This window comes from Variovorax sp. efr-133-TYG-130, assembly GCF_030208835.1.
Lineage (GTDB): Bacteria > Pseudomonadota > Gammaproteobacteria > Burkholderiales > Burkholderiaceae_C > Variovorax.
In genome coordinates, this window is record NZ_JARVTD010000037.1 from 20,478 (window position 1) to 34,223 (window position 13,746).

Below are 13,746 nucleotides of genomic sequence, written 5' to 3' on the forward strand. Positions count from 1 at the left end.
TACCGATAACGCGGGTATCGCCTGTACGCATGCTACGAGAACTCCGGCGTTTGTGAAAACTCCGGAGCGTAATGGCGGTCTCGGCGTCTGCGGAAAGCCCGGGTTACAGGTATCTCTTCGCGCGTGTTCAGGGTTCAGGCCCGCTCTTTCTTCAGCTGTCGCAGGGCCGCTTCGGCATGCGTGATGAAGCGCCCGGCCAGCAGCGAGGCCGCGAAGTTGTCGTTGGTGACGGCGAACACGTCGAACGACGGCGCCTTCCCGATCGGCCGGAAGCTCAGCCGGTCGGTCATGCAGCCGCGCGCGGTGAGGTCGTCGACGATGGCCACGCCCGCGCCCGCCGCCGCCAGCGCGCAGGCGGTCTGGCCGGCGCGCACCTCGGTCTGCGCATCGGGCTGGCAGCCTTGCTGCAGGCACCAGTCGGCAATGATGCGGCCCTGCGGCGTGTCGGGGCTGAACGCGATCATGCGTTCGCCCAGGATGTCGGCCGGCTTCAGCGTGCGCCGCGCTTCCAGCGGGTGGCCCTTGGGAAACACGCCGGCCAGCGTCCATTGGCCGATGGGGCGCGCGTTGAGCAGCGGGTCGTCGATGGCCAGGGTGGAGATCGCCACGTCGGCCTCGTGCGCGGCCAGCCGCTTTACCATGTCGCGCGCCAGCAGCACCTCGACGTAGAAACGGGCGGCGGGGAACTCGCGGCCCAGCGCAGTGAGCGCGCGCGGCACCATGTCGAGCCCGGTGCTCGGGCTGCACAGCACGCGCAGCGTGAGCATCTTGCCGCTCTTGAGCGCCTGCGCGCAGTCCTCGATGCGCGCAACGCCGCGATACACCTGCTCGACCTCCGCGAACAGCGCCTGCGCCTCGGGCGTGGCCTGCAGCTTGCCCTTGCGGCGCTCGAACAGGCGCAGCCCCAGCTGCAGCTCGATGTGAGACAGCATGCGGCTGATGCCCGGCTGCGACACGTGCAGCGAGCGCGCCGCATCGGTGACGGAGCCGGCCAGCATGACGGCGCGGAAGACTTCGATCTGTCGGAGGTTCATGACTTTGCCCGGCGCTTCGGCGTTGTTCGATAACGCGATGTTATGGGCTCGCCACATGTTGGTATTTGCCGCCCCGGCGCCCCGTTCCTAGCATCGGCGTGTTCCTTCATTCGATCAAAACCATAAGCAGAGGCATACAGGACATGGTTCACCGTCCAATCTCGGGCCGGGGTGCGCTGGCACCCGGCGTCACACGCAGAAGCGTTCTCTCGGCCGTGGCGCTCGGCGCCGCGGGCACCCTGGCCGCCGGGCCCTGGCGTGGCGCCGGGGCCGCCGAGGCATGGCCCACCAAGCCGGTGCGCATCATCGTGCCCTTCGCGCCGGGCGGCGGCGCCGACGGCTCGGCGCGCGTGCTGGCCGAGGTGCTCGCGCCGCAGCTGGGGCAGGCGGTGATCGTGGAGAACAAGCCCGGCGCCGGCAGCGCCATCGGCGTGGCGGCGGCCCTGCAGAGCCGCGACGGCCACACGCTGCTCATGGGCAGCAACAGCATGGTGATCAACCCGGCGCTGAACCCGAAGCTCACATATGACGTGGCGCGCGACTTCGACGCCATCGGCATGGTTTCGCAGCAGCCGCTGGTGCTGGTCGTGCCGGCCGAGTCGAAGGCGATGACGGTGGCCGACCTCGTGGCGCAGGCCAAGGCGCAGCCCGGCAAGCTCAGCGCGGGCAACAGCGGCACCGGCACGCTGGCCCACCTGACGGCCGAGCTCTTCGCGCAGGAGACCGGCACCTCGCTGGTCAGCGTGCCCTACAAGGGCGAGAGCGCGCTCATGCCCGACCTGATCTCCGGGCTGGTGTCGATGGGCTTCCTCAACCTGCCGAGCGTGATCGTGCACATCCGCTCGGGCCGGCTGCGCGCGCTGGCCGTGTCTTCGGCACAGCCGGTGGCCGAACTGCAGAACGTGCCCACCTTCCGCAGCCTGAAGCTGCAGAGCCTGGAGGTCGAGGGCTGGGCCACGCTGGTCGCGCCCAGGGGCTCGATTCCGCCCGAAGGGCTGGCCCGGCTCGAGAAGCTGCTGGCCGCGGCCCTGCAGTCCGACGCGGTGAAGAAGCGCTTCGCCGCGCTGAGCCTCGAACCGTTCACCAGCGGTCGCGAGGCCACGGCCAGATACCTGAAGGCCGAAGGCAGCCGCTGGGGCGAAGTGGTGAAGAGCCGCGGCATCCAGCTGGAAAACTGAAATGAACGACAGCACGATTCAGGGGCAGGCAAGCAGCCGCACGGTCGAGGCCGACGTGGTGGTGTGCGGCGGCGGCGTCGCCGGCACGATGGCGGCCGTGGCGGCGGCGAGGCAGGGCGCGTCGGTCGTGCTGGTGGAGCGCTACGGGTTCCTCGGCGGCAATGCGACGGCCGGCGCGGTGGCGCAGTTCAACAGCTGGCAGACCGGCAACGGCCGCAAGGTGGTGGCCGGCCTGGCGCAGGAGGTGGTCGATCGGCTGCGCCGCTACGACGGAGCCCGCGCGCACGAGACCTTCGTGATGTCCACCGGGCACCGCATGGACCGCGTCGAATACGCGCCCGAAGTGCTGAAGCTGGTGCTGGACGACATGGTGGCCGAGGCCGGCGTGCGGCCCCTGCTGCATGCCAGCCTGCTCGACGTGGCCTGCGAGGGCCGCCGCATCGAGCGTGCGAGCGTGCTGACCAAGGGCGGTGTGCTGCACCTGCGCGCGGGCGTGCTGGTCGACGCCTCGGGCGACATGGATGTGCTGAAGCGGGCGGGCGCGCGTTTCCTGGAACTCGGCAACGGCGAGGCGCTGCAGCCGGCGACGATGATGTTCCGCTTCGGGCCGATCGACTTCGCGCGCTTCGGTGCGCTGTCGAAGGCCGAGCTTGCCGAACTGGCGGCGCGCGGCTTCGCGCAGGGCCGGCTGGCGCGCGCGGCGCTGCATTCGAGCCGCGATCCCTATTCGGACGACGGCTGGTTCAACATCAGCCGCCTGGGCATCGACGCCACCGACCCGATGGCGCTGGGCGCCGCCGAGATCGAAGGGCGGCGCCAGGCGTGGAAGGCGGCTGGCTTCCTCGCGGATGCGGTGCCCGGCTGCGAGCGCGGGCGGCTGCGGGCCTTCGGCACGCAGGTCGGCGTGCGCGAGACGCGGCGGATGGAGGGCGACCATGTGCTGACGGCGGCCGAATTGCTGGAGCCGGTGCGGTTTCCCGACGCGATCGCCGCGGGGGCATATCCGATCGACATCCACCCCGCGACGGGCGGTGCGCTGCACTACGTGCCGATGGACGCAGACCACGCGTATCAGATTCCGTACCGCAGCCTGGTGCCGAGGGCGCTCGACAACGCGCTGGGCGTGGGCCGCGGTATTTCGGCGAGCCACGAGGCGCTGGCGGCGATCCGGGTGATGACGATCTCGATGGCGGTCGGGCAGGCCGCCGGCATTGCCGCGGCCATGGCCGCCAGGGCGGCGGAGGGCGGCATGGGAGCACAGGTGCGCAAGGTGCCGGTGCCCGCGCTGCGCGAGGCGCTGCTGCGCGGCGGCGCCGTGCTCGGCTAGCGCCGCCGGCAGCCTGGCGTCAGAGCCAGTTGCCGCTCTGCGGCATCTGCACCTTCTCGGCCGGGTCGTCGCTCGTCACGAACGAGCCGATGACGACGCTCAGGATCGAGATGAAGATGCTCGCGAACAGCGCGGTCCAGAAGCCGGACACGCGGAAGCCCTTCACCAGCGCGGCCACCAGCAGGATCATCAGCGCGTTGATGACCAGCAGGAACAGGCCGAGCGTCACGAGCGTCAGCGGCAGCGTGAGCACGATCAGCAGCGGCTTGACGACGGCATTGGCCAGGCCCAGCAGCAGGGCCGAGACCACCAGCGCGCCGGTGCTCTCGAACTTGATCCCCCGAAACAGATGGCTCGCCACCCAGAGCGAGATGGCCGTGATGGCCCAGTGGATGAGAAAAGGGGCCAGGTTGTTAAACATTTCCGGGGGCTCGTGATTCGTGGAAAAAGGAGCCGGCCATTATCCGTGGCCCGTGGGAGCGCCGTTTTCTCCTGTTACGCGCAGAAACAACGGGCGACACCCCGTTAAGATCCCACCTCTTTGGCGCCCCGTGCAGAAGGGGCTTTCTTCATGGCCGGACAAACAAGGGTCATCACCACATGGCCAATGCCTCGATCGCGAGCTTGACACCCGCCCCGGCTTCGGCCGACGAGGCCGAATCATGGGTGCGCGGCGAGCTCATCCGCAGCCTGATGCGCTCGGCGCGCGGCTCCTATCTCGTCTCGGCCGCGCTGATGCCGGCCATGGTCGGCCTCAACTGGGCCTACATACCTCGCTGGGAACTGATCACCTGGCTGGTGGCCGGCCTCATCGCCACGGCCTGCCGCGCCTGGGGCGCGCAGGTCTATGCGGTGCGCTATGCGGGGCGCAGTGCCGCGGCGCAGCTGCAGTTCACCGAGCGCTACGGCTTCGTGTGGAGCACCAGCGCGGTGGTGTGGGGCTTCTCGGTGCTGCTGTTCTTCGAGCGCACGCCGCAGGCCAACCAGTTCATGAGCTGGCTCATCGTGGCCGGGGTGGGCACCTTCCCGCTGAACGGGCTGGCGCTGCATCCTCCGCTGCTCAAGCGCTACGTCAACACGCTGTTCATCACGATGCTGGGCGCGGTGCTGATCCGGCTGTCGGGGATCATGCTGCATCACCCCCAGTTCCAGTACAGCTACCTGATGCCGGTCCTGCCGATCCTGCACTGGTTCCTGCTGCTGCGGGCCGGGCGGCACATCTACGAGACGGCGCGCAACAGCCTGGAGCTGCTGTTCCACAACCACATCCTGATCAAGTCGCTCACGCAGCAGCGGCAGGCGGCGGTGTCGGCCGTGGCCATGAAGAACCGCTTCCTGGCCAGCGCCGCGCACGACATGCGCCAGCCGGTGCTGGCGCTCTCGCTGTACGCCGACTGGCTGCGCAACGAGCCCGAACTGGTGCTGGAACTCGCCCCGAAGATCGTGCGCGCCACGCATGCGGTGAACGCGCTGTTCGACTCGATGTTCGACCTGGCGCGCATCGACTCGGGCCAGGTGCGCCTGCACGTCGAGCGCGTCGACGTGCCCGAGCTGCTGCACGACCTGGAGCTGCAATACCGCCCCGTGGCCGAGAGCCGCGGGCTGGACTTCCGGGTGCACGTGTGCGAAGGCTCGTTCCTGACCGACCCGATCCGCGTGCGCCGCATGATCGGCAACCTGCTGGCCAACGCCATCAAGTACACGACCGAAGGCGGCGTGCTGCTGGCGGCACGGCAGACGCGCGACGGCCTGCGCGTGGAAGTGTGGGACACCGGCATCGGCATCGCGCCCGAGCATCTGCGCGACGTGTTCCTGGAGTTCTACAAGGTGGCCGACCATGCCGGCACCTCGGACGGCTTCGGCCTCGGCCTGGCCATCGTTGCGCGGCTGTCGCACGTGCTGGGCCACCCGGTGAGCGTGCGGTCGCGGCTGGGCAGCGGCAGCGTGTTCCGCGTGGCGCTGCATGACGCGGACGAGGCGGTGGCGCAGGCTCGGGTGACGGCTTCCGGCGGCTGAAGAAAAAAACCGCGCAATGCGCGGTTTTTTCATTCCAGAAACACCGGGAAGGAAGTGCGCGAAGCCTGGGGTCAGCCTGAAAGCAATCCGTTCGTGCGCGCGTAGTGCAGCGCCTGCGTCCGGCTCTTCACACCCAGCCGGCGGAACAGCCGCCACAGGTGAACCTTCACCGTGTGCTCGCTGATTTCGAGGTCCGTAGCGATGTCGCGGTTGCTCATGCCCTTGTCGAGCATGGCGATCAGCTGCGTCTGGCGCTTCGACAGCTTGCCGCTGTTGGCGGCCGGCGGCTCGTCGGCTTCGTCTTCCGAACCCGCCATCAGCAGGCCGCGCAGGGCGGCCGCCAGCTCGTTGGAGCTGGCCGATTTCTCGATGTAGGTGTCGGCGCCCGCCTCGATGCAGGCGTCTTCCATGTCGGCCGCCGGTGCCGCCGAATACACGGCGATCGGCACGTTGGGATAGACCTGCTTGACCGCGATCACGCCCGACACGCCATTGGTGTCCGGGAGCTTCAGGTCAAGGCAGAAGAGGGTGGGAGCGCCGCGCTGCTGGACGGATCCCGCGAGCTTGTCGAGGCGCTCGAGCTCGACGATGTTCTCGGCCGGTCGCAAGCGCCGCAAGACCATCACGATCGCGTCGCGCATCAGGGGGTGGTCGTCGATGACATAAATGCTCATGTTTTCTTCCTTTGTGATCGCACCGTCTTCTCTCTTCCTGCTCACCGGCGGGTAGGCCGGTGGGTTCCGCCGGATCAACTTCCCTGGTTGTTGGGCGTTGCCTCGGCCAGTGCTTCCAGCGCCTCGGTGACGGCGCTTGTTCCTTCCGTGTCGATGGGTTCAAGCTGCCCGGCCAGCGCGGTCAATGCCGCGCCGCGCTGCTCCTGCAAGGCCGCGATGGTACGGCCGGCTTCCTGCGGCGACGCGAATCCACGGCTCTGGAGCAGGGTTTCGCCGCGCGCATCGAGCAGCTTGAAATAGAAGAGGCCGTCGGCCTTCTCGCGGTATTGCTTGAAGCTGGGCTTCGCGACCTTGGCCGCCTTGGCGCCGGCCTTGTCCTTGCCGGCCGCGAGATTGCGCAGGCCGACCGCATGGCGCAGCTCCACCATGAAGGGCTTCGACAGCGCGCGGGCCTTCTCGGCACCGATGAGCAGCTGGCGCTCGATCTCGGCCGGGTTGTTCATGAGCGCGTCGTAGCGCTCGCGCAGCGGCGCCACTTCGAGATCGATGCGCTCGAACAGCAGCTGCTTCGCATCGCCCCAGCCGATGCCGTCGGCATAGGCCTTGCGGAGCATCTCGGTCTCGTCGGCGTCGGCAAAGGCCTGGTAGATCTGGAACAGCGCGGAGCCTTCGGTGTCCTTGGGCTCGCCGGGCGCGCGCGAGTCGGTCACGATGCTGGTGATCTGCTTGCGCAGGTACGCGCGCGGCGCGAACAGCGGGATCGTGTTGTTGTAGCTCTTGCTCATCTTGCGGCCGTCCAGGCCGGGCAAGGTGGCGACGGCATCGTCGATCTCGGCGTCGGGCAGCGTGAAGTGCTCGCCGTACAGGTGATTGAAGCGCTGCGCCATGTCGCGCGCCATCTCGATGTGCTGCACCTGGTCGCGGCCCACCGGCACCTTGTGGGCGTTGAACATCAGGATGTCCGCGCCCATGAGCACCGGGTACATGAAGAGGCCGGCCGTCACGTCGGCGTCGGGGTCTTCGCCCTTTGCGGTGTTCTTGTCGATCTGCGCCTTGTAGGCATGCGCGCGGTTGAGCACGCCCTTGCCGGTGACGCAGGTGAGGAACCAGGTGAGCTCGGGAATCTCGGGGATGTCGGACTGGCGGTAGAAGGTGACGTGCTCCGGGTCGAGGCCGCAGGCCAGCCAGCTGGCGGCGATCTCGAGGGTGGAGCGCTGGATCTTCGCCGGCTCCTGCACCTTGATGAGCGCGTGGTAGTCCGCCAGGAAGAAGAAGCTCTGCACACCGGGCGCGACGCTTTGCCGCACCGAATGGCGGATCGAGCCGACGTAGTTGCCGAGGTGGGGCGTGCCCGACGGGGTGATGCCGGTCAGGACGCGCAGTGGAGCTTTGGAAGACGGGGACATGGAACGAGGAACTTAGAACAGCAATGCCTTGAGCGGGGTGATGGCCAGGTTGATGACGTAGTAGCCGACGTCCATCAACGGACGCAGCCAGTAGTTGCTGACGACACCGGCGAGCACCAGCGCCATCACGATGAAGAAGCCGTAGGGCTCGATGCGCGCCAGGAAATTCTGCGCGGTTCCGTTCGGCAGCAGGCCTGCCAGCACGCGCCCGCCGTCGAGCGGTGGCAGCGGGAACAGGTTGAAGGCCCACATCACGAGGTTGACCAGCACGCCGCCTTGCGCCATCTTGATGAAAAAGGTTTCATCGATGCCCGCCGCGACCAGTGCTATCAGCACCAGCGCCCAGAGAATGGCCTGGATGAAGTTCGAAGCCGGGCCCGCGAGCGCCACCCACACCATGTCGCGCTTCGGATGGCGCAGCCGCCCGAAGTTGACCGGCACCGGCTTGGCATATCCGAAAAGGAAGGCGCCGGAGGTCGCGAAGTAGAGCATCAGCGGCATCAGGATGGTCCCGATGGGGTCGATGTGCTTCATCGGGTTGAGCGTGACGCGCCCCATGACCTCGGCGGTGTTGTCGCCGAAATAGCGCGCGACATAGCCATGGGCCGCCTCATGCACGGTGATCGCGAAGATCACCGGCAGTGCGTATATCAGTACGGTCTGTATCAGGTTGGAAATATCCACGGCGCGATTGTGTCAGACAGGGCGGGTCTCACCGCCCGATTTCAGAGCCCCAGCACGGCCAATGTCCCGCGCCCCTGGCGCACCACGACGGGGTCGTCGCCCGTGCCCATGGGCGTGAGGTCGACCACCGTGGTGGGCTGCGAGGGGCAGGCCCCGGCGTCGATGACGGCGCCGATCTGCTTCTCGAAGCGCTCGCGGATGGTTTGCGCGTCGTTCAGAGCCTCGGTCTCGCCGGGCGCGATGAGCGTGGTGGCCAGCAGCGGCGCGCCGTGCAGCGACAGCAGCTCCAGCAGCACCTTGTGGTCGGGCACGCGCAGGCCGATGGTCTTGCGCTGCGGATGGCTCACGCGGCGCGGCACTTCCTTCGTGGCTTCGAGCAGGAAGGTGTAGGGGCCGGGCGTGGCGGCCTTCAGCAGGCGGTATTGCTTGTTGTCTACACGTGCGTAGTTGGCCAGCTCGCTCAGGTCGCGGCACAGCAGCGTGAGGTGATGCTTGTCGTCGACCTGCCGGATGCGGCGAAGCTGGTCGACCGCGTCCTTGTCGTCCAGGTGGCAGGCCAGGGCGTAGCTGGAGTCGGTGGGCACGGCCACGATCTCGCCGCGCTCGAGCAGCGCGACGGCCTGCTTGAGCAGGCGCTGCTGCGGGTTGTCGGGGTGGACTTCGAAGTACTGGGCCATTTGAAATATCTCCGGGTCAGGATTCCGCGGGTTCGATCGGCACGCGCCGCTCGCGCACTGTGAGCCATGCGCCGGCCGCGCCGCACACGGCGATCATCGCCATGCCGATGAGCGAGAAGCGGTCGGGCACATGGGAAAAGACTAGCCAGCCGCCGAGCATTGCAAAGGCGATCTGCGCATAGAGGTAGGGCGTGAGCGTGGAGGCCGGCGCGCGCTGGTAGGCCAGGATCAGCATGAAGTGCCCCACCGTGCCCATGAACCCCATGAGGCAAAGCAGCGCCCACCATTCCCACGACGGCAGCGCGGTCCATGCGAAGGGCACCACCAGCGAGGCGATCAGCGTGCCGACCCAGCCGGTGTAGAAGTGCATGGTCAGCGGGTTCTCGGTCTGCGCGAGCTTGCTGGTGAGCACCTGGAACCAGGCGTTGGTCAGCACCAGCCCCAGCGGCAGGAAGATGGCCCAGCTGAAAGTGCCGCCGCCCGGGCGAAGGATCACCAGCGTGCCGGCGAAGCCGCCCGCCACCAGCGTCCAGCGCAAGGGCGACACATGCTCCTTGAGCGTGGTGGCGGCCAGCAGCGTGATGACCAGCGGCGCGATCAGCACGATCGACGTGAACTCAGCCAGCGGCATGTAGCGCAGGCTCAGGAACGCGAAGACGCTCGACGACAGCAGCAACGCACCGCGCAGCGCCTGGTAGCGCGGATGCCGCGTGCGCAGCAGCGCGGTGCCGTGCAGCGGCAGCAGCACGATGGTGGTCGCCACGGCCTGGAACGCATAGCGGAACCACACGCCCATGAGAATCGGCACGCCGAGGGTGGAGAACTTGGTGGCGGTGTCCAGCGTGGCGAAGCAGGCCACCGCCAGCAGCACGAGGCCGATGCCCGCGAGGATGCGTTCCGCCTCGACCCTGCGGGCCGTCTGCGCCGCCGAACGTGCACTGGCCAGCGCAACGGTTGCCGCGTTGTCGATGCCGGGCCCGGGGCTCTGGCTCACTGCTGAATGCGGTGGCCGAGCAGTTCCCACACAGGAGTGAGCGCGCCGGGCAACGGCGGCAGCTTGCCGAGATCGCAATGGCTCTCGTCGGGGCTGTGGAAATCGCTGCCGCGCGAGGCGGCGAAATCGAACTCGAGCGCCTTGTCGGCGTACTCGACATATTCGGCCGGCGTGTGGCTGCCGGTGACGACCTCGATCGCCTGGCCGCCGTGCGCCTTGAATTCCAAGAACAGCGCGTATTCCTCGTTGGCCGAGAACTTGTAGCGGCCCGGGTGCGCGATGACGGCGATGCCCTTGGCGGCGGTGATCCAGTGCACCGCGTCCTTCAGCGAGGCCCAGCGGTGCGGCACGTAGCCAGGCTTGCCTTCGGTGAGGAACTTGCGGAACACCTCGGGCGTGTCGCGGCAATGGCCCTGCTCGACCAGGAAGCGTGCGAAGTGCGTGCGGGAGATGAGTTCGGGGTTGCCCACGAACCTGAGCGCGCCTTCGTAGGCGCCATGGATGCCGACCTTGGCCAGCCCCTCGGACATTTCCTGCGCGCGCTTGCCGCGGCCGCCGCGCGTGTCGTAGAGGCCCTGCGTGATGGCCGCGTCGTCCGGGTCGAAGCCCAGGCCGACGATGTGCACCGTTTCTCCCGCGAAGGTCACGGAAATCTCGGTGCCGGTGAGGTAGCGCATGCCGTTGGCGCGGGCAGCCGCCGCGGCGCGGTGCTGGCCGCCGATTTCGTCGTGGTCGGTGAGGGCCCAGAGCTCGACCCCGTTCGCGGCCGCGCGGGCGGCCAGTTCTTCGGGCGTCAGAGTGCCGTCGGAGACCACGGAGTGGCAGTGAAGATCGGCATTGAGGATGGAGGACACCCCACCATTCTAGGGGCTATGGAACAACGGTGCGGGCGCATGGATGCTATGCACGACGCTACTAAATAAATAGCATTACTGGCCCGCTGCATGCGGCTCAGCGCTTCTTGCGGAAAGCCGCCCAGGCCGCCACCGCGGTAAAGCTTGCCACGATGGCGACAACGATCCAGAAGCCGTGCTTGTGGTCCGCGAGCGGAATGCCCCCCACATTCATGCCGAACAGGCCCGCCAGGATGTTGATCGGCAGGGCCAGCACGGTGACCACCGTCAGCACGAAGAGGCTGCGGTTGTTGTCCTCGTTGACGTTGGCGGCTATTTCTTCCTGCAGCAGCTTGATGCGCTCCTGCAGCGCCTGCATGTCGCGCAGCACCACCGAGAACTCTTCCGTGGAGCCGCGCAGTTCCTGCACGTCGGGTTCGGACATCCAGGCCGGCGGCCCCTGCAGCAGCCGGAAGAGGGCAGCCGGCTCGGGCGCCAGCAGCCGCTGCAGCCGCACCAGCAGCCGGCGCAGCACGCCGAGCCGCGCGCGCTTGTGGTCGAGCCGCCCGGCCAGCAGCTCGTCTTCGATGCGGTCGATGCGCGAGGTGACGCCGCGCACGATCTTCACCAGCACGTCGGCCTGCGCGCGCAGCAGGTGTTCGAGCAGTTCGGTGCTCGAGCGCGGCGCGTCGCCGGCCTTCACGGCCGTGCGCAGCGCATCGACCGAGCGCAGCGGCTTGGTGCGCGCCGTGACCACGAGGCGCGGGCCCACGCTGATCCACAGCGTGGAGATGTCCGAGGGCTCGAAGCTGAACTCGAAGTGCACGTCGTTGATGACCGCGATCAGCGAGTCGTCGGCGCGTTCGATGCGCGTGGAGGGCAGCCCTTCGTGCAGCGTCTCGTAGAAGGTGTCGGAGAGGTTCGCGTGCCGCACCAGCCAGCGCTCCGCATGCGCGTGGCTCAGGTTGAAGTGCAGCCAGACGTACGGCGGGTTTTCTTCGGCGCATTCGCGCTCGCGCTGCTGCGCCAGCCATGCGGCTGCCTGCACGGAGTCGATCGCCCGCGCGGGCTCGGGCGCCGACGCGTCGAACAGGTAGCCGGAGATCAGTCCGGCTTCGTCGCCGCCGTAGGACTGGGCGGCGAGATCATGAAATGCCGACAAGATGCGTGATTCAGAAGATGCGAGTGAAAAGCCAGTAGAGCGAACCCGACAGCAGCATCGCCACCGGCAGCGTGAGCACCCAGGCCAGCGCGAGGTTGCGCAGCGTCGACAACTGCAGGCCCGAGCCGCTGGCCGTCATGGTGCCGGCCACGCCGGAGGACAGCACGTGCGTGGTCGACACCGGCAGGCCGTACATGTCGGCCGCGCCGATGGTGATCATGGCCACCACTTCGGCCGAGGCGCCCTGCGCGTAGCTCAGGTGCGTCTTGCCGATCTTCTCGCCCACGGTCACGACGATGCGCTTCCAGCCGATCATCGTGCCCAGGCCCAGCGCAATGGCCACCGCGACCTTGACCCACAGCGGGATGAAGCGCGTGGCGGTGTCCAGTTCTTCGCGGAAGGTGACCACGCGCAGTCGGGTCTCGTCGTCGAACTTGGCGGCGCCGCTTTTCTCCAGATGGCGGATGGCTTCGGAGGCCAGGTACATGTCGTTGCGCACGTTGGCCACGGAATCGGCAGGCACGCCGGCCAGCGAACCGTGCGCCTTGACCTGCTGGCCGATGCTGCCGGCGGCGGCGGCCAGGGCCGGCACGACCGCGGCATTGAACTCCCGCGTGCGCACGTAGGTGGAGAGCGTCTCGCGCGCTGCTTCGGGTTGCAGCGCGGGCAGCGAGGCCGGCACGCTGCGGTTCAGCGCGTTCTGCGCCATCTCGGTCACCGCCACGAACTTGATGGTCTCGCTGGCGGGCATGGCGCGGTTCAGCGCATAGGCCATCGGCACCGTGCCCACCAGGATCAGCATGATGAGGCCCATGCCCTTCTGCCCGTCGTTGGAGCCGTGCGCGAACGACACCCCGGTGCAGGTCAGGATGAGCAGGCCGCGGATCCACCACGGCGGCGGCTCGCTGCCCTTGGGCTCCTCATACAGCGCGCGGTTCTTCACGAAGGCGCGCAGCGCCAGCAGCAGCAGGGCGGCGCAGCCGAAGCCGACCATCGGCGACAGCAGCAGCGAATAGCCCACCTTGGTGGCCTGCCCCCAGTCGACGCCGCTGGTGCCGTCGCGACCGTGCATGAGCGCATTGGCCACGCCCACGCCGATGATCGAGCCGATCAGCGTGTGCGAAGACGAAGCCGGCAGCCCGAGCCACCACGTGCCCAGGTTCCAGATGATCGCGGCAATCAGCAGCGCGAACACCATGGCGAAGCCCGCGCTCGAGCCCACCTGCAGGATCAGCTCCACCGGCAGCAGCGCGATGATGCCGAAGGCCACGGCGCCGCTGGAAACCAGCACGCCCAGGAAGTTGAAGAAGCCCGACCAAACCACCGCGAAGTTGGGTGGCAGCGAGTGGGTGTAGATGACGGTCGCCACGGCGTTGGCCGTGTCGTGGAAGCCGTTGACGAACTCGAAGCCCAGCGCAATCAGCAGCGCCACGCCCAGCAGGATGTAGGGAACCCAGGTCGTGACCGGCACGCCGGAGGCGGCGACGTCGCCCACCAGGCTCCAGGCCGTGAACAGCAGGCCGGCTGCCAGCAGGCCCACGAAGGTGATCAGCGTGAGCGGACCGGGCTTGGCGTCGAGTTTCGGCCGGTGCGAAGCGGGCGCGGACGGCAACTCGGCATGCGGGGCTGCAAGCGTGTTCATGGACGATTCTGGGGTGTTGGAATGGCTTCAGATGGTGTTCGCCGCGTGTGACAACTACATGTCAACGGCGTCAAAACCGTCACGTAGTCGTCATACAGGGCGAGCAGCATGCCTTTTCG

At 67.9% G+C, this 13,746-nt stretch carries 13 protein-coding genes; 3 read left to right on the forward strand and 10 right to left on the reverse strand.

The window, feature by feature from the left end; all coding sequences use genetic code 11:
- Positions 1 to 134 precede the first annotated feature (134 nt).
- Complete coding sequence (locus QRN67_RS28570; RefSeq protein WP_285414613.1) at positions 135 to 1,034, reverse strand: LysR family transcriptional regulator; 900 nt, start codon at positions 1,032 to 1,034, stop codon at positions 135 to 137.
- 143 nt (positions 1,035 to 1,177) lie between these two features.
- On the opposite strand from QRN67_RS28570, the gene QRN67_RS28575 reads away from it, so the two are divergent.
- Positions 1,178 to 2,212, forward strand: a complete 1,035-nt coding sequence (locus QRN67_RS28575; protein WP_285414614.1) for a Bug family tripartite tricarboxylate transporter substrate binding protein — start codon at positions 1,178 to 1,180, stop codon at positions 2,210 to 2,212.
- Position 2,213: 1 nt separating this feature from the next.
- Positions 2,214 to 3,539, forward strand: a complete 1,326-nt coding sequence (locus tag QRN67_RS28580) for an FAD-dependent oxidoreductase (RefSeq protein ID WP_285414615.1) — start codon at positions 2,214 to 2,216, stop codon at positions 3,537 to 3,539.
- Positions 3,540 to 3,558: 19 nt separating this feature from the next.
- Here the strand turns inward: QRN67_RS28580 and QRN67_RS28585 are convergent, their stop codons facing one another.
- A complete protein-coding gene (locus tag QRN67_RS28585; RefSeq protein WP_081266228.1) occupies positions 3,559 to 3,960 on the reverse strand; it encodes a phage holin family protein in 402 nt (133 codons plus the stop codon).
- A 179-nt stretch (positions 3,961 to 4,139) separates the two neighbouring features.
- Here QRN67_RS28585 and shkS point away from each other — a divergent pair, with 179 nt between their 5' ends.
- Positions 4,140 to 5,555 carry a surface-behavior sensor histidine kinase ShkS gene (gene shkS / locus QRN67_RS28590; protein ID WP_081266229.1) on the forward strand — a complete coding sequence of 472 codons (1,416 nt, stop codon included), beginning with the start codon at positions 4,140 to 4,142 and terminating at the stop codon, positions 5,553 to 5,555.
- Positions 5,556 to 5,626: 71 nt separating this feature from the next.
- Here shkS and QRN67_RS28595 read toward each other — a convergent pair whose 3' ends face one another.
- From QRN67_RS28595 to QRN67_RS28630, 8 genes are all read right to left on the reverse strand, one after another.
- A complete protein-coding gene (locus tag QRN67_RS28595; RefSeq protein ID WP_081266230.1) occupies positions 5,627 to 6,229 on the reverse strand; it encodes a LuxR C-terminal-related transcriptional regulator in 603 nt (200 codons plus the stop codon).
- A gap of 74 nt (positions 6,230 to 6,303) precedes the next feature.
- On the reverse strand, positions 6,304 to 7,635 hold the full coding sequence (locus QRN67_RS28600; protein ID WP_285414616.1) for a tryptophan--tRNA ligase: 1,332 nt from the start codon (positions 7,633 to 7,635) through the stop codon (positions 6,304 to 6,306).
- 12 nt (positions 7,636 to 7,647) lie between these two features.
- On the reverse strand, positions 7,648 to 8,319 hold the full coding sequence (locus tag QRN67_RS28605) for a site-2 protease family protein (protein ID WP_285414617.1): 672 nt from the start codon (positions 8,317 to 8,319) through the stop codon (positions 7,648 to 7,650).
- Positions 8,320 to 8,360: 41 nt separating this feature from the next.
- Positions 8,361 to 8,996 carry an L-threonylcarbamoyladenylate synthase gene (locus QRN67_RS28610; protein ID WP_081266233.1) on the reverse strand — a complete coding sequence of 212 codons (636 nt, stop codon included), beginning with the start codon at positions 8,994 to 8,996 and terminating at the stop codon, positions 8,361 to 8,363.
- 16 nt (positions 8,997 to 9,012) lie between these two features.
- Positions 9,013 to 9,990: a DMT family transporter gene (locus QRN67_RS28615; protein WP_106937150.1), complete on the reverse strand. Its 978-nt coding sequence runs from the start codon at positions 9,988 to 9,990 to the stop codon at positions 9,013 to 9,015.
- Positions 9,987 to 10,844 carry a 3',5'-nucleoside bisphosphate phosphatase gene (locus QRN67_RS28620; RefSeq protein ID WP_081266235.1) on the reverse strand — a complete coding sequence of 286 codons (858 nt, stop codon included), beginning with the start codon at positions 10,842 to 10,844 and terminating at the stop codon, positions 9,987 to 9,989. Before QRN67_RS28620 ends, QRN67_RS28615 begins: the two co-directional genes overlap by 4 nt.
- Before the next feature lie 97 nt (positions 10,845 to 10,941).
- Positions 10,942 to 11,985, reverse strand: coding sequence for a transporter (locus QRN67_RS28625; RefSeq protein ID WP_106937151.1), 1,044 nt, complete (start codon positions 11,983 to 11,985; stop codon positions 10,942 to 10,944).
- Between the two features lie 10 nt (positions 11,986 to 11,995).
- A complete protein-coding gene (locus QRN67_RS28630) occupies positions 11,996 to 13,627 on the reverse strand; it encodes an inorganic phosphate transporter (RefSeq protein ID WP_285414618.1) in 1,632 nt (543 codons plus the stop codon).
- Positions 13,628 to 13,746: the final 119 nt, after the last annotated feature.